The organism is Peribacillus sp. YIM B13472, from assembly GCF_042788005.1.
GTDB classification, from domain to species: domain Bacteria; phylum Bacillota; class Bacilli; order Bacillales; family DSM-1321; genus Peribacillus; species Peribacillus simplex_E.
Map to the genome: position 1 here is coordinate 1 of NZ_JBHZPG010000030.1, position 15,550 is coordinate 15,550.

Genomic DNA, 15,550 nt, shown 5'->3' on the forward strand with positions numbered 1-15,550 from the left:
CGGGTTCACCATCTGGCAGCTGCCCGATCAAGTCGGGGGATGAGGTCGTTGTTGAAGTCGAGAACATCGGTCGATTATGTAATGATGTTCAGTAAGTTTTGCCAGCAATTGAATGTGACGGATGCCTACAAATCTCAAACGATGGCAACCAAATACAAGGAGTAGCCCCATTATCACGACGATGATATTATGGGTCATTCTTGTGTGATAATAATAAAGGAAAAACGGAGAGGCGTGAAACGCTTCTCTTTTTTATGCTTTAAATAGAATCTATTTTCATTTTTATGGTGTTATAAGAACTAAAATAGTGTATGGTGCATAGTATAAGGTATGGTGTACGTCACATAGTATAGAGAAGAGGTGATTGGATGAGCACTTTACTGAATTCATTAACCACTGAGCTGCGCAGAGGCACTTTGACGTTAGCTGTTCTAAGTCAGCTCAAAACCCCTCAGTATGGGTACTCGCTTGTCCAGCTTTTAGAGAAGTCGGGAATTACCATTGATCAAAGTACTTTATATCCTTTGCTTCGCCGCCTGGAAAAACAAGAATTGGTCACCAGCAGCTGGGATACTTCTGAAAGTAGACCTCGCAAGTACTATTCTTTAAGCGATTATGGGGGAGAAATCTTCACTCAGTTAAAGGAAGAATGGGAAAAAACTTCTCAAGAGCTTTATATATTATTAAAAGGAGAGGGAGAAGATGGAGCTGATTGAACTTTATATTCAGGAAGTGACCCGCAGGCTGCCAGAAAAAAACCGGGAGGATATTGCGCTTGAGCTTCAATCTACAATCGAAGATATGCTTCCGGTGGATCATACGGAGCAAGACGTGAAAGCCGTCCTTTTAAAATTAGGAGATCCGGTTACACTGGCAAGTCGTTATCGCGATCGGCCGATGCATCTGATTGGACCACGTTATTTTGATGTTTATATCTGTCTGTTGAAAATGATTTTACCAATTGCTGCAGTCATTTCACTGATCGGATTAGTAGGGGATAACCCTTTTCGGGATATGGGGAATACGGTTGTGGACGCAATTTTGATAATAATCGGGAAAGGGATTGCGGGTATCGTCAGTACAGGTATCCAAGTGTTTTTCTGGTTAACGATTTCATTTGCCATTTTAGAACGCGTGGATACTTCAAAAGACCAGTCGCCTTTAACAAAAGATTTGAAACCATGGACACCGGAAAACCTAAAAGATATTCCGAACATTTCAAAGAAAAAAGCGGTTCCTATGATCGAGATTTTTGCGAGTTTGTTAGGTCTTTCTGTCTTCGCGGCCCTATATTTCAATGCAGCAAGCCTCTTAGGAGTCTATGAAAAAAGAAATGACAGTCTCATTTTCGTGACACCTTCTTTCAATCAAGAAGTCTTGAATTCCTATTGGCTGCTGGTATCATGCGTCGTCATCATTGGGGTGCTCTTGGCGATTTATAAATTATTTTTAAGGCGATGGACCGTGAAACTAGCTTTATTTCATGCCATATACCAGCTGTTATCCTCTCTGACTTTCATCATCATCATCAGTAATCCTGATTTATTGAACCCGGAATTCATTGCGTACCAAAGAACACTATTTTCAACCGATGAATGGAAAACCTCGATTTACTGGGGTCTGATACTCATCTCCATCTTTTTTGCCGTCTACGATTCCTATCAAGGCTTCCGTAATGTAAAAACCCGTTAAGGCACAGCATCTAGCTGTGTTTTTTTGTTTGAAAGTTCCCTGAAGTGAAAAGTGAGCTGTTACAAGTCTGTAAGATTATTTCTCAAACTACAATGGAAAACAGAAAAACACCTCATATGAAATATAGTTTTTAACTAACTATACAGCATATGAGGCGTTACATTTAAACCATTTTTTTATTGAACTGCATCGAACTGATTAACTTTCCAAGTGGATCCGGACTTATAAAAGGTAACTGTTCTTTTTACTGAGTCACCTTCGACTGTAGGTACAGTTAAATTGTAGGATCTAACGTTAGTTTTTTGATAGACCAATTTAATTTTTGCTTTTCTCCACTCTAACATGCTGTCGCCGTCTCCGATTGGACGGGCTAATTTCCCTTTATGGGTAATGTAACTATATTTGTTCAGCCCTTTTTCAACTGCATTATTAGTAAATGTCTCTGCTAAGTAGGTAGTCAATTTATCTTTTGTATTAAACTCTTGGCAAAGGTATGAATACTCTGTCCCTTTATAATTGAAAGTTTTTTGTGAACATGAACGGGTTTTGTATCCATGTAAAGCATTCCAAAAATGTTTGCTGGCATTATCGGCTATCTTTAATGCATTTTCGTCAGACAAATTCTGTGATGTCGTTTTTGCGGTAACCTGACCACTTAATGTAAAAAATAAAATGATAATGGATAATAGCACACCTGAAAATTTTTTCATATTTTATCTCCCCAATCCCTAATAGGATACTTATGTAACGAAAGTTTAATTAATATTACAATTGTTACATTTATATTACAACAAGATTGGCATAAGTAAAAGAGAAATCTTGTTAATTTTTAAATAAAATTTTATATATACATAGTTTGTTCACTTTATTCTTTTTGAAAGGAGAATTCATCCATTTGTAAGGACTTGGCTGTTACATACTTATTCCACCAACTGGCCTATTTAAAACCCAATTCTTTTGCAATCACGGGACAAGTTAATTCATTATATTTTCATTAATATCAAGATATGTACAAAAAACCCGAATTTCCTGGACAGAGCCCGAAAATAATAAAATATAAAGGTTTGACAAACTTTCTAATCCTACCGTATTATAAATTATATACTTGAATACATTCTCTAAAGGGGAGTAGCTTTTACAACAATGTCGTCATTACGGGGCTCTTTGCTCTCGGTGTTGTTGGCAGCATATTGTTGTTAGCCAGACCTTACCTATTGGTAAAGGTCTATTTATTTTTAGTTAACCTTTACCAAAATGGTAAAGGTTTTTTTGTGCAGGATAATGCAGCCCTTAAGGAAATGTATAAATATATAGGGATAGTAGAATTACAAATAAATATATAATTGGAGTGTATTCTTTGATACTTAGAAAATCTTTGTTACTTTTAGGGATAGGTTCAGCACAAATAGATTTAATCCTTCCGAAAAACACGTATAAATCTGGTGAATGCATAAATGGATATTTCTTGATTAAGGGTGGTACCCTTGCGCAAAGAATAAGGAGGATCGAATGTGATTTAATTATGGATACTCATTCTACTGGAATGGACGAAATCCTTAAAACGAGCACCATTTTGTCTTCAAGAGAGATAAATTCAGGGGAAAGCAATGAAATCCCTTTTAACTTTTGTCTGCCTATATTGAAGGAACCTTATAAGCGAGGGGTTTCCTATCGCCTTAAAACGAGACTAATACTGGATAAAGGGATAATAGGCAAGGATGATGACTGGATTTTAATCGATTCTGAATAAAGTGGAAATGAAGGTGGGAACATGAATATCTTGAAATTTACTGAGCTTGCTATGGATTATTTGGAAGAATTTTTATTATTGAGGCTTTTTATATTAGCTTTACTGTTATTGGCGGTTTATTTTATTTTGAATAAAATGGTTGAATGGTTCTTTAAAAGGTCCAATTTTTTTGAGGAAGAAGTCGAAAAAACGATACAGGGGGTTACCCGTTCTTCTCTTAGGTACGGCATTTCCGCGCTTTTCCTTATTTATTTGATTGGACAGTTTATAGACCTAAAAGGAATTTTAGCTGGAGCTGGAATTTTAGGGGTCGTTATCGGATTTGCCGCTCAGCAAATGCTTAAGGATATCTTATTGGGATTCGTAAGGCTTTCAGATAATGAATTCCGAGTGGGGAATTTTGTGACTTTCAATGGGACAAGTTCTGGGACGATTGAGGAAATCGGTATCCGGTTCATGCAAATCAGGGAATGGTCAGGAAAATTACTGACAATCCCACACAGTGAAATCAGGACGATTCAAAATTTTAATAAAGGGAGAATGCGAATCATTGAACGCATTACAGTAAGTTACCAAGAAAATCCTGAAAAGGTAAAACGGCTGTTGGAAGATATATGCCATATCTGCAATGAGAAGTATGGTGAAACACTTCTAAGGCTAGAGGATGGTACACCTGAAGAGGATTTTAGATATATTGGCATCACGGATTTAAATCCGAATCTTAAATATGTTGGGTATGAACTATGCTTAGTGGGACTTGTTAATCCTGAACATTACTTTGAAACAGCGAGAAGTGTGAGGTTTGAAATGATGACTGCTTTACATGAACATCAAATTATAATGCCATCTGCCCATTTGCTTGTTCAAGGCAATCCTAATCATGAACGTATATTGGAGAACTGAAAGAAGAATCACAATTGTTTGAGGTGATGCCGGAAAAATGATGGAGACGATAGGGCAGAAAGCTAACTAGCGGCAGTTCTTGTTAACTTATGGATATTCAAATACTTTTTTAAAGGAAGTATTTGAACGTTGATTGGAACTTAGGGTACTCGCTTTCCGCGGGCGGTCCGCCCTCGGCGCGTTTACGGCTAGAGGGCTTGGCAGACAGTCAGCTGAAAGGGAACGGACGGATTTCTGAAATCAAATGGAACGTTTTTTAATAAAAAACCGCAGGCAAACTCGCTATTCTTCGAGTTTGTCTACAGTCTGGGGCTTTCTTTTAAAGGAAGTCCATTTTTTATACAATACGTCGAACAACCCTGCCCAAAAAAATGGGTTATTTTTATGGATTTCACCTTGATTTATCAGATTAAATAGATTATTATAAAATTAGCATAAAATGGAAGGGTGACCTTGGAACAATGATCATTTAATCCTATTCTTCAAGAAAAAAATGCGTGCTAAATACGAACTTTTTTCTGGATAGGATTAGTCTGTACATTAAAATACAAACAAAGATCATTGTGTTCCGTCCATTAGGGATATTTTGCTCTGTTAATTGTATTGTACTGCCTCCTGTCCAGATATCTTACAGGGGGTTTTTTATATTGGGGAAAAACACATCCGTAACATTGAGTAATAAGGAACCTAACATATTTAAAAATCGTGTATTCCGGGCCATTATCTTTTCAGGCTTGTTTTTGCAAATAGGAATATGGGTACGGAATTTTGCAGTTTTGTTATTCGTCATGGAAAAGACAAACGGGGATGCCTTTGCCGTTTCCATGATATCAGTAGCGGAATTCGCTCCCATTTTTATTTTTTCATTTATTGGAGGGACGTTTGCTGATCGCTGGAGTCCGAAAAAAACAATGGTTTGGTGTGATATATTAAGTGCAATATCCGTTTTTGCTGTCCTTATCTCGCTTATCTTCGGCAGTTGGAAAATGGTATTCTTCGCAACTTTGATTTCAGCGATACTTTCTCAGTTTTCTCAGCCATCAGGCATGAAGCTATTTAAGATGCATTTGCCAGAAAGTCAAATTCAGACAGGGATGTCTGTTTATCAGACCGTCTTTGCAGTATTTATGGTTTTAGGTCCGATTCTCGGTACATTCGCCTTCCAATCATTCGGGATAAACATTTCGATTGCGATTACTGGCCTGGCGTTTTTACTTTCAGCTGGTGCACTCGCCTTTCTTCCAAAAGATCGTGAACTGAATGAAGAGACTGCAAAAACAACGATATGGCAAGAAATGAAAAGCGGAGTGAGGTATGTGTTGCGAAAAAAGGAACTAAGTTTGCTTGGTTTATGTTTTTTGGCAGCCGGGCTCGGACTGGGTTTCATTCAGCCGCTCTCTATATTCCTTGTTACAGAACAACTGGAACTGCCTAAGGAAAATCTGCAATGGTTATTTATGGTGAATGGGTTTGGCATGATTTTAGGTGGAGCCGGAGTGATGATATTTGCTAAAAAGGTGGCACCTCAAAGATTATTAGCTTTCGGAATGCTTGTGAATGCCATTGGATTAGCGGTAATGGGGCTCTCAACAAATCTTTGGATTACACTTACAGCCGAGTTCTTTAATGGGCTAATGCTGCCTTGTATTCAAATCGGGATCAATACATTGATATTACAGAGGACCGAAGGCGAGTTCATCGGAAGGGTCAATGGAATCTTAAGCCCGTTATTCACTGGATCGATGGTGTTGACCATGAGTGCAGCAGGCGTACTGAAAGAGCAATTTTCACTCGTCGCCATATTTGAAACAGCCGCTTTCTTTTTTATTCTAGGGATGTTTTTCATTTTGCCATTGTACAATCAAAAGGCCGAAACAAAACCCCTGGAAATTCAATCGTGATTATCTTGCAGTGTACCAACACCTAAAAACAGCTTTAGCCATAAGAAAAGCAGCCAATTTTGGCTGCTTTTCTTTCTTTATTACTTCTGACTGTTGTTACAACTAACAAAATCTGGATTGACAATTATTTTTAGAGTACTGGTAAATACTAAAAATGGGCTTATTGGTACTTATGCATTTATTTTCAAAAGTCAGGTGAATAGCTTACATGAAAAAGGAGAAAAGTTAATGATCCTTAAAGACATATTGAAAGAAGCAATAAACGGGGATTTGCCGAAGGACATTGAACATATATCCATCACAGGTGTAACCGATAACTCTAAAGAAATTAAAAAGGGATACCTTTTTGTTGCCGTAACCGGATATAATTCCGATGGCCATAATTACATTAAAGATGCAATTCATTTAGGGGCAGCTGCTGTGATTGGCAATCGCGATATTAAGGGATTGGAAGTTCCTTATTTACGAGTAGAGAACAGCCGAAAAGCATTAGGTCTAATCGCCAAAAGGTTTTATGGAGATCCCAGCAATCAAAAAATTATGATAGGAATTACGGGCACAAATGGAAAAACCACAACTAGCTATATGCTTCAGCAAATATTAGAAGAGAATGGGGTTACCTGTTCCGTCATTGGTACGATACAGCATATTATCAACGGAAACAAAGTCGATTCCCATAATACGACTCCTGGTACCATGGAACTGAATTCCTTGCTGGCAGCCAGTCAGGACATGGTTGTCATAATGGAAGTGTCTTCTCATGGATTAGCTCAATACCGTTTAGAAGGAATCGAATTTGATTTCTGTGTCTTCACGAATTTGTATCATGACCATCTCGACTTCCACGGTACGATGGAGGATTATTTCCTGGCAAAATTACTGCTTTTTGAAAAATTGAAACCGAATGGTCTTGCGATTATCAATGGGGATGATTTCTGGGGAGAAAAACTACAAGAATACTTGCGTGAGAAGAATGTCAGTGCCTTTGTATTTGGAAAATCCAATCGCTGCGATTTAATCATCACCAATTATAATACTGCAATATCCCCCTTTATTTTATTGAATGAGAATCATGACTTTGTGAAAATTGAGTTACCTTTACCTGGACTTCATAATTTATATAACGCAACAGCTGCGTATTCCGTAGCGAAGATGTTTCCAATTTCAAAAGAGGAAATCCTCACTTCACTGAAACGATTTTCCGGTGTGCCAGGAAGATTTGAAATGTATAAGAAAGAATTTGGACCAACAATAGTCATTGATTATGCACACACTGCAGATGCCATTCAACATATGCTTCAAACTGCCAAAGAATGCGGGGCCAAAAAGATTTATCATATCTTTGGTTTCCGAGGTGGACGAGATACAACCAAAAGGGCTGAAATGGTTACACTATCATCGGAACATAGTGATGTTTCGATTTTGACGATGGATGATCTGAATTCGGAGGGAATAGAGGAGATGGAATCGTCACTAAATAAACTCCAAAGCGATTACTCTGCTGGAAATGGGAAGGTTATTCCAGATCGGACACTTGCTATACAGGAGGCGGTGCAAGCAGGAAAGGAAGGGGATTGGATTATCATTACAGGAAAAGGAATTGAGAGGTATGAACAAAATTTCGGACTGCCTACTATTTCTGACAAAGAAACGGTACTATATCTGCAAAATAAAGACCATGGGGATTTTATCGGTTATTTTGATCAATAGTTTGAGTCTAACGAATGCTTTTATAAAGGACTAATACGGCGTCTTTTCCCTTCGGCCGCCATAGGCGATTTATATGGTGATTATTAACATTGTAACTTATGAGGAATTCAGGTATTATAACAATACAAGCTGCACTGTTCGTAATGATAATAAAGTTTTAACCTTTAAGCTGTAATAGGGAGTTTTATATTGAAACAGGAATGTTATGCCTCGTCACTGACTTGGACAACAGGATTTTTTCTGCAAACACCCACTTTGAGGAGTGGTGGTTTAAAACTTTCTTACTGAATACGGCAATGGCGGCTTATATCTTTAAATGTTAAGCCGGTCTCATTCTGAGGCCGGTTTTTTGCTGTTTTTCGATCGGAATTGTATGTACCGGTTATCTGTTTTGGAGACATCACTCTTGCTTTGTATACCGGTTGGCATAACTTGAAGCGACGAAAGCATTGGGTTTGATTTTCGGTTCCACGCCCATGGATTCCATCCTAGCTACCATTTCTTTTACAAACTCACTGGTTTTGTTCCGCTTTCCAATCCCGATATCAATGTGCCCTTCCATTGTGAACGTTGCCCCTTGATATACGGCAGGCAGTACAATATCGATTAACTGATTTTTTCTTTCTTCCGTAAACATGGATACGATCTCCTCTGTTAACGACAGTTCTTGGGAAATTCGTTCATGTAAATGCAGCATTCTTCTAGGAATCATCACTTTTCTTATACAACCCCATACACCATTTCCGACCTGCCGTATCACGATGCCTGTAATGAAAACCGTATGTTTTTTATGTACTTGCGAATCGGTACCGACCATCAATCGATAGTCACCGGAAGGATTTGATTTCATGAACTCAACAATATGAACAAATACCTCTTCAAATGACATGTCTTTTTTCTGAAGGTTTTGAAATGGAATGTTATGAAATGGATATTTCCTCATATTATAGCACCCAACCTTTCCCCGGATATAATCAAATTATTAATTATCTCATGCCGCTCATAACACATCATATGAAGGAGGTCCTTGTTTCGTGCGGTGGGTAGAACCCGCAACCTATAGAAAATGCAGTCATCATTTTAAAGTTGTTCTCGCTGAATAAATATCACCTCATGTTTTAATTCTTCTATTTTATACAAAAAAGACTGTTGGCAAAAGGAGTTCTATCTTAATGTTAAAACAAAGTTGATTGGAATAGTAGGTACGAGACTCCTGCGGGGGAAGTTCGTCGGAGTGAGGCCCGCAGGCGCAATGGCGCCGAGGAGGCTACCGGACAGCCCGCGGAAAGCGAGTGCCTGGAATGGAAATTAACGGAAAAATAAAACTGTAAACAAACTCAATCATGGTCTACAGTCTGGAAGTGAAGCTAAAGCATTAGGCTTCTCTTTTTTTGTATGGAGAATATTACGAAAAAGCTTACTGGCTTTGGTATATCCCCTTCCATAACTCAAAAGTTAAACTTTACATCACCTAAGTAAACCACAATATCATTCATTTTATACAAGAAAAAGGAAATGAAATTATTAAATTTGGACCAATAACTCCTTTAAAGTATTCACATTTAATAACTTACAAAAAAAGTGTGTGATGTTTTCTTACATAAACAAAGAAATCTTGCTTTTATAAGAGTAAAATAAACGAATATTCAACTAATAAAGTATTGGAGAGATGAAAAATGAAAATATCTGAATTGAAAAAAAGCGGTCATGCTCCGTCATTATTAGCTTCATTCCTTTATTTTGATATCAGTTTTATGATTTGGGTATTATTAGGTGCACTTGGTGTCTATATTACAAAGGATTTCGGACTTTCCCCAGCTGAAAAAGGCTTGATTGTAGCTATTCCGATTTTGGGAGGTTCGTTTTTTCGAATCGTCCTTGGTTTTTTGACTGATCGCATCGGCCCGCGGAAAACAGCAATCGGCGGGATGCTAGTTACGATGATTCCGCTTTTTTGGGGATGGTTATTCGGAGATAGTTTAGCCGAGCTCTATTTAATTGGGATTTTGCTCGGAGTGGCAGGTGCAAGTTTTGCTGCAGCACTTCCTATGGCTAGTCGTTGGTATCCCCCGCATTTGCAGGGTCTTGCGATGGGCATTGCGGGAGCCGGTAACAGCGGAACTCTTTTTGCGACATTGTTTGGACCGCGTATTGCAGAATCTCTCGGCTGGCATAATGTTATGGGATTAGCTTTGATTCCTTTAACCATCGTGTTCGTCATTTATATTTTAATCGCAAAAGACGCACCATCTCAACCGCCTGCAAAACCGCTCAAGGAATATTTCAACGTATTTAAAATAACGGACACTTGGTATTTCTGTATTCTTTACAGTGTGACTTTTGGGGGCTTTGTCGGGTTCACTAGCTTTTTAAGCATCTTTTTTGTTGATGAGTATGGGTTAACACGAATAAGGGCGGGGGAATTCGTTACATTATGTGTCATCGCCGGAAGTTTCTTTCGTCCCGTCGGAGGATTTATTGCAGATAAAATAGGTGGAGTTAAACTGCTTATGTTTCTATTTATTGGACTCACTATATGTATGTTTGGGATTAGTTTTCTTTATTCTCTTACTGTCGTTACAATCCTTCTGTTCATCGGAATGCTATTTCTCGGTATGGGCAACGGAGCTGTCTTTCAGTTAGTTCCACAGCGATTTTCTAAAGAAATAGGTTTTATCACAGGGATTGTGGGAGCTGCCGGAGGTGTTGGCGGATTCTTGGTTCCAAACATACTAGGTACGTTGAAACAGATCACTGGCACATATGCTACAGGATTTTTAGTATTTTCCGCAGTTGGAATCGTGGCTTTGCTTATCCTGGGCCTAGCTCAGCTTTCATGGAGAAAAACGTGGGTACTCGGAAAGAATTCGGTTAAGATCTAGAACTTTGTTTACTTTGTTTGGCTTTTTACAGCACTTGTTTTTGGGGGGATAAAATGTATAAACAAAAACTGATCTTAGTAGGGAACGGAATGGCAGGATTACGTTGTGTTGAATCCATCATTAGTAAGGATCCGACTGCCTTTGAGATTACTATTTTCGGAAGTGAACCGCACGTTAACTATAACCGAATCTTATTGTCGACTGTGCTTCAAGGCAACACCTCTTTTGAAGATATTACGATAAATGATCGAAACTGGTATACGGAGAATAATATCCAATTGTTCACAGGTGAAACGGTCATAAAAATCGATAAAGAGACTAGGAAAATAAAAACAGACAAAGAACGGGAAGTTTACTACGATAAGCTGATAATTGCCACAGGTTCTGTCCCGTTCATTCTTCCTGTCACAGGTGTAGATAAAGAAGGCGTCATTGCATTTCGGACGATTGAAGATTGCCAAAAGATGATTGAAACTTCACGCAAACATAAAAAAGCAGTCGTCATCGGAGGCGGTTTGTTAGGTTTGGAAGCAGCGAGAGGGCTGTTAAACCTTGGTATGGAAGTGCATGTCGTTCATATCGCTGACTATTTAATGGAAAGGCAGCTCGATTCAACGGCATCACTTTTACTGCAAAAAGAGTTGGAAAACCAGGGAATGAACTTTCTTTTAAAAAAGGAAACACAGGAGTTAATCGGTAACGAGCGTGTAGAGCGCGTCCGTTTTAAAGATGGAACGGAGCTGGATGCAGATTTGGTCGTTATGGCTGCGGGAGTCAGGCCGAATATTCAGTTGGCCAAAGAAAGCGGAATTGATACAAATCGTGCGATTATTGTAAATGACTATTTAGAAACCAGCATCCCAGATATTTATGCGGTTGGTGAATGTGCTGAACATCAAGGCATGGTTTATGGGCTTGTTAAACCTCTATACGAACAAGGTGAAGTGCTGGCAAAGCATATTTGTGAGATGAAATGCAGCGGATACCAAGGCTCGGTCCTTTCGACCCAGTTGAAAATATCAGGAGTTGAGCTATTTTCTGTTGGTGATTTCCTTGGTGACGAAACAACGAAATCCATCACAACTTTTGATGAATTGGATAGTGTTTATAAAAAGTTGGTTTTTCAAGGAAGAAAAATCATAGGTGCTGTGCTTTATGGAGATACAAACAACAGCTCACGATTACTCGATATGATTGTAAAGCGGCAAGAAGTATCGTCAGAGGAAAGGCGTTCAATGTTCCAGTCACCAAATACGGCTGAGGGATTAATCGCTTCGATGGCAAATCATGAAATCATTTGCCATTGTAATGCTGTTTCAAAGGGGGGAATCATTGAAGCGGTTCAAAATAAGGGGTTAACGACAGTGGAACAAGTTAAACAATGCACAAATGCTTCCGGTTCTTGCGGCGGATGTAAGCCGGCAGTGACCGAGCTTTTGACCTATATTCAAAGTAATCTTACTACTCAGGATGAGAAACAAACTGCATTTTGCTCATGTACGAAATTAACGGAAGATGAAGTTGTGTATAAAATGCAGCTCCAAGACGTATCGACTGTCCAAGAAGCGATGGATGCTCTTGAATGGGAAAATACAAAAGGTTGTTCAACTTGCAGGCCTGCATTGAGCTATTATTTAGGGATGATTCATCCAGAGTACGAGATCAGACAGCAAACTCTTTTCATAAACGAAAAAAAGAATGCAACAGTTCAAAGTGATAACCGATACTCAGTTATCCCGCAAATGTACGGCGGGATGACGAATGCAAATGACTTGCGAAAAATTGCTAATGTTGCCGATAAATATGAAATATCCCAGGTTGCGATAACAAGTGAACAAAGGATTCATTTAATGGGGGTGAAAAAAGAAGATCTCCCAGGTGTGTGGGCTGATTTAGATATGCCGTTAAGTTCGAAATATGGTAACACCGTTCAAAACGTCAAAACATGTATCGGTGAACATGTTTGCTCTTGTGATAAACAGCAATCCCTATTACTTGCTGTAGATTTGGAAAAAAGATTGGAGCAAGTATCTACACCATACCGTATAAAGATGGGCATATCCGCTTGTATGCATAACGGTGCAGGATCAACAACGAAAGATATAGGTGTCATGGGCATTGACAGGGGCTGGGAAATATATGTGGGCGGAAGCAGCGGGCGTGATGCACGTGCAGGTGAACTGCTATGTGTAGCTGGGACAAATGAAGAAGCAATTGAGATCATCATCGGCTTTATTCAATATTATCGGGAAACAGCCAATTACTTAGAACGGACTTGGCAATGGATTGAACGAGTGGGGTTAATTCATGTTAGAGAAGTATTGTTTGATAATGAACTTAGTCAGCAACTATCTCAAAGATTGGAAATGGCATAGGTCAGAGAATGAACGAAGTGGAAAGTACCTTTTGATGCACGTCTAAAACTAACGGGTAATTGTTTCTATAGAAATCCATGAGTAAAGGGTGAGGAGCCTTGACCGAATTATTATTAAAGTATTTCCGCACGAAGCAACAAGAGGTCCAATCAGAGAAACGATATGATACACAATGTCCATTTTGCAGCATGCAATGTAAGATGCAGCTGCTGGAACAAACAATAGTAACAAGAAAAAAGTATATGACGATTGGAAAAGATAATCCAACCTCTGAGGGGCGCTTATGCATTAAAGGAATGAATGCACATCAACATGCTTTGCATAAAGATCGAATTAAATACCCATTATTGAAAAAAAATGGGGAATTTGTTCGAATATCATGGGAGGAAGCATTAAGCCACATTAAGGAGAATTTCACTAAAATACAAGCAGAAGATGGTGTAAATGCATTATCTGTTTATGGGAGTGCATCCATTTCAAATGAAGAAGCCTATTTGCTTGGGAAGTTTGCAAGGGTGGCTTTAAAAACAAAGTATATAGATTATAATGGCCGTTTGTGCATGTCTGCAGCTGCTTCGGCAGCCAGCCAAACATTTGGTATCGACAGGGGCCTGACCAACAGCTTATCAGAGGTTCCGTTCACAAAGTGCATAATCTTGGCGGGTACGAATATTGCGGAATGCCAGCCGACAATCATGCCGTACTTTGAGCAAGCGAAACAAAATGGGGCATATATCATTGCTGTAGATCCCCGGGAAACCGCAACAACGAAAATGGCCGACTTACATCTAAAGGTGAAACCTGGGATGGATGCCGCCTTGGCAAACGGATTATTGAAAGTGATCATTGAAGAGGATCTTATTGATGAAGCGTTTATCCGGGAACGTGCAAATGGCTATAAAGAAGTTAAAGAGTATGTCACATCTTTAGAGTTGGAGGAAATTGCAGAAATGACAGGGGTTCCAAGTGAACAAATCCAAAAAGCGGCTGCCATGTTCGGGAAAGAAGAATCAGGAATGATTTTTACAGCAAGGGGAGTTGAGCAGCAAACAGATGGTTCGGCTGCTGTCCGTAATTTTCTTAATATTCTTATTGTTACAGGGAAAATCGGAAAAGTGAATTCGGGTTATGGAGCTATCACCGGACAGGGAAATGGGCAGGGAGCAAGGGAGCATGGCCAAAAGGCAGACCAGCTGCCGGGGTATCGCATGATTGAAAATGAGGAACATAGATTACATATTGCAAGTATATGGGGAATTGATGAGGCTGATTTGCCGCGTAAAGGTGTATCGGCATACGAAATGATAGAGAAGATAAATGAAGGTGAAATTACCGGCATGTTTTTAATGTGTTCCAATCCAATTGTTTCAAATCCCAATGCTAACTTTGTCAAAAAGGCTTTGAAAAAATTGAAGTTTCTTGTCGCAGTAGATATGTTCGTTTCTGAAACTGCTAGATTAGCTGATTTGATTTTACCTACTTCGTCTTATTTAGAGGATGAAGGAACGATGACGAATTTGGAAGGACGGGTAACGTTGCGGGAAGCAAGTTTTTCATCACCTGGGGAAGCGAAGCATGATTGGCAAATCATTTGTGATATAGCTAAAGCTCTTGGGAAAGGGGAGCATTTTCCCTTTCAATCTGCAAATGAGATATTTGAAGAACTAAGAGTGGCAAGCCGCGGGGGAACCGCCGATTATTATGGTATAACGTATGATCGCTTAAGAAAAGAAGGAGGCATTTTGTGGCCATGTCCATCCATTGACCATAAAGGGACAAAAAGGTTATTCGAATCGTCTTTTGCCCACCCGGACGGAAAGGCGGCCATGGTTGTGGTTAATAACGTGCCTCATGTTCCAAAAGAAAAGCCATGTACGGAATTTCCGCTTTATTTAACAACAGGAAGAATCATGTCACACTATTTAACAGGAGTACAAACGAGAAAAAGCTCATCATTAGCCGCAAGAAATTTTGAATCATATATGGAAATCCATCCGGAAACAGCCAAGAAATATCATATTCCAGACAATAATTTGGTGAAAATTGAATCAAGGCGCGGAAGTATTGTTGTAAGAAGCAAATGGTCAGCAACCATTCGCCATGATACTATATTCGTTCCTTTTCATTGGGCAGACTCACAAAATGTCAATCTCCTCGTTTCACAGGATTTAGATCCCGCATGCAAAATGCCTGGCTTTAAAGTCAGTGCTGTAAAAGTACATCCTATAGTAGAGTTAACGTCTAATTAAAGGGAGGTTTTCTTCCCTTTCATCATAACTTTTTTAGGTTCATTAAGAGTAAGCCTAACCACACAGCAATCCATATCAAATGGATTTT

11 protein-coding genes and 1 other RNA gene are annotated in these 15,550 nt (G+C 39.1%); 10 read left to right on the forward strand and 2 right to left on the reverse strand.

All coding sequences use genetic code 11. The features are described from left to right. Positions 1-368: 368 nt before the first annotated feature. Both ACFX4I_RS19600 and ACFX4I_RS19605 read left to right on the forward strand, forming a co-directional pair. The gene (locus ACFX4I_RS19600; RefSeq protein ID WP_230303361.1) at positions 369-716 is read left to right on the forward strand and encodes a PadR family transcriptional regulator; all 348 of its coding nucleotides are present in this window, start codon (positions 369-371) and stop codon (positions 714-716) included. Beyond that, a complete protein-coding gene (locus ACFX4I_RS19605) occupies positions 703-1,692 on the forward strand; it encodes an HAAS signaling domain-containing protein (RefSeq protein ID WP_377422491.1) in 990 nt (329 codons plus the stop codon). The genes ACFX4I_RS19600 and ACFX4I_RS19605 overlap by 14 nt, the downstream gene beginning before the upstream one ends. 176 nt (positions 1,693-1,868) lie before the next feature. Here the strand turns inward: ACFX4I_RS19605 and ACFX4I_RS19610 are convergent, their stop codons facing one another. Then, on the reverse strand, positions 1,869-2,402 hold the full coding sequence (locus ACFX4I_RS19610) for an IseA DL-endopeptidase inhibitor family protein (RefSeq protein ID WP_230303363.1): 534 nt from the start codon (positions 2,400-2,402) through the stop codon (positions 1,869-1,871). A gap of 647 nt (positions 2,403-3,049) precedes the next feature. Between ACFX4I_RS19610 and ACFX4I_RS19615 the strand changes: the two genes are divergently transcribed. The 5 genes from ACFX4I_RS19615 to ssrS all read left to right on the forward strand — a co-directional run bounded on the left by ACFX4I_RS19615 (position 3,050) and on the right by ssrS (position 8,266). Then, positions 3,050-3,442 carry a sporulation protein gene (locus ACFX4I_RS19615; RefSeq protein WP_230303364.1) on the forward strand — a complete coding sequence of 131 codons (393 nt, stop codon included), beginning with the start codon at positions 3,050-3,052 and terminating at the stop codon, positions 3,440-3,442. A gap of 21 nt (positions 3,443-3,463) precedes the next feature. Continuing rightward, positions 3,464-4,345 carry a mechanosensitive ion channel family protein gene (locus ACFX4I_RS19620; protein ID WP_377422493.1) on the forward strand — a complete coding sequence of 294 codons (882 nt, stop codon included), beginning with the start codon at positions 3,464-3,466 and terminating at the stop codon, positions 4,343-4,345. A gap of 647 nt (positions 4,346-4,992) precedes the next feature. Next, positions 4,993-6,246: an MFS transporter gene (locus ACFX4I_RS19625; protein ID WP_377422495.1), complete on the forward strand. Its 1,254-nt coding sequence runs from the start codon at positions 4,993-4,995 to the stop codon at positions 6,244-6,246. Positions 6,247-6,474: 228 nt separating this feature from the next. Next, positions 6,475-7,956 (forward strand): UDP-N-acetylmuramoyl-L-alanyl-D-glutamate--2,6-diaminopimelate ligase, encoded by a 1,482-nt coding sequence (locus ACFX4I_RS19630; RefSeq protein WP_377422497.1) that lies wholly within the window; start codon positions 6,475-6,477, stop codon positions 7,954-7,956. Between the two features lie 123 nt (positions 7,957-8,079). After that, positions 8,080-8,266, forward strand: a non-coding RNA gene (gene ssrS / locus ACFX4I_RS19635) — 6S RNA. Positions 8,267-8,356: 90 nt separating this feature from the next. On the opposite strand, the gene ACFX4I_RS19640 is transcribed toward ssrS, so the two are convergent. Continuing rightward, positions 8,357-8,899, reverse strand: coding sequence for a ribonuclease H-like YkuK family protein (locus tag ACFX4I_RS19640; RefSeq protein WP_230301081.1), 543 nt, complete (start codon positions 8,897-8,899; stop codon positions 8,357-8,359). 733 nt (positions 8,900-9,632) lie between these two features. Here ACFX4I_RS19640 and ACFX4I_RS19645 point away from each other — a divergent pair. The 3 genes from ACFX4I_RS19645 to nasC all read left to right on the forward strand — a co-directional run bounded on the left by ACFX4I_RS19645 (position 9,633) and on the right by nasC (position 15,462). Then, positions 9,633-10,838: a nitrate/nitrite transporter gene (locus ACFX4I_RS19645; RefSeq protein WP_377422499.1), complete on the forward strand. Its 1,206-nt coding sequence runs from the start codon at positions 9,633-9,635 to the stop codon at positions 10,836-10,838. 53 nt (positions 10,839-10,891) lie between these two features. Next, positions 10,892-13,213 carry a nitrite reductase large subunit NirB gene (nirB, locus tag ACFX4I_RS19650; protein WP_377422501.1) on the forward strand — a complete coding sequence of 774 codons (2,322 nt, stop codon included), beginning with the start codon at positions 10,892-10,894 and terminating at the stop codon, positions 13,211-13,213. A 98-nt stretch (positions 13,214-13,311) separates the two neighbouring features. Beyond that, positions 13,312-15,462 carry an assimilatory nitrate reductase catalytic subunit NasC gene (nasC, locus tag ACFX4I_RS19655; protein WP_377422503.1) on the forward strand — a complete coding sequence of 717 codons (2,151 nt, stop codon included), beginning with the start codon at positions 13,312-13,314 and terminating at the stop codon, positions 15,460-15,462. Positions 15,463-15,550 lie beyond the last annotated feature (88 nt).

What these genes read in the sequence shown, in the direction of transcription:
- ACFX4I_RS19600 (WP_230303361.1), top strand. Translation starts at nt 369, where the DNA reads ATGAGCACTTTACTGAATTCATTAACCACTGAGCTGCGCAGAGGCACT.
- ACFX4I_RS19605 (WP_377422491.1), top strand. Translation starts at nt 703, where the DNA reads ATGGAGCTGATTGAACTTTATATTCAGGAAGTGACCCGCAGGCTGCCA.
- ACFX4I_RS19610 (WP_230303363.1), bottom strand. Translation starts at nt 2,402, where the DNA reads ATGAAAAAATTTTCAGGTGTGCTATTATCCATTATCATTTTATTTTTT.
- ACFX4I_RS19620 (WP_377422493.1), top strand. Translation starts at nt 3,464, where the DNA reads ATGAATATCTTGAAATTTACTGAGCTTGCTATGGATTATTTGGAAGAA.
- ACFX4I_RS19630 (WP_377422497.1), top strand. Translation starts at nt 6,475, where the DNA reads ATGATCCTTAAAGACATATTGAAAGAAGCAATAAACGGGGATTTGCCG.
- ACFX4I_RS19640 (WP_230301081.1), bottom strand. Translation starts at nt 8,899, where the DNA reads ATGAGGAAATATCCATTTCATAACATTCCATTTCAAAACCTTCAGAAA.
- ACFX4I_RS19645 (WP_377422499.1), top strand. Translation starts at nt 9,633, where the DNA reads ATGAAAATATCTGAATTGAAAAAAAGCGGTCATGCTCCGTCATTATTA.
- nirB (WP_377422501.1), top strand. Translation starts at nt 10,892, where the DNA reads ATGTATAAACAAAAACTGATCTTAGTAGGGAACGGAATGGCAGGATTA.